Origin of the sequence: Caulobacter sp. (assembly GCF_017744445.1) — a bacterium.
Taxonomy (GTDB): domain Bacteria; phylum Pseudomonadota; class Alphaproteobacteria; order Caulobacterales; family Caulobacteraceae; genus Caulobacter.
Window position 1 is genome coordinate 1 of sequence record NZ_JAGIBH010000165.1, and the last position, 502, is coordinate 502.

1 protein-coding gene is annotated in these 502 nt (G+C 72.1%); it reads right to left on the bottom strand.

The genetic code is table 11. From position 1 onward, the window contains the following. On the bottom strand, positions 1–502 hold a 502-nt coding region (locus J7528_RS24230; RefSeq protein ID WP_363270518.1), incomplete at both ends, for a serine hydrolase domain-containing protein.

The following is a 502-nucleotide window of genomic DNA, read 5'->3' on the forward strand; positions in this document are numbered from 1 at the left end:
GTCCGGATCGGCCTTCCGGTACAGCGCGCCGACCGGGCCGGTGTCGTCGCCGCCGCCGACCAGTCCGGCGGTGTGGCGCATCAGGTCGCGGATCGTGATCGCGCGCTTCGGCGGCAGCAGCAGCGGCTGACCCTTCGCATCGGTGCCGGCGTACACCCGGATGCCGGCGAACTCGGGCAGGTATTTCGCGACCGGCTCGTCGAGCTGGAACTTGCCCTGCTCGTACAGCTGCATCAGCGCCACGCCGGTGACCGGCTTGGTCATCGAGAAGATCTGGGCGATGGTGTCGCGCGCCATCGGCCGCGCCGCTTCGCGGTCGGCCAGGCCGAATGCGCCCGAATACGCCTCGTGCCCGTCCTGGTAGACCAGCGCGGACACGCCGACGAGCTGTCCGGAATCGACGAAGCCACGCAGCGTCTCGTCCAGGCGCGCGCGGTCGACGCGGGCGACGCTGGCGGCGCGGTCGTTGCCGGCGGGTGCTGCAACGGCCAGTGCGGGCGCG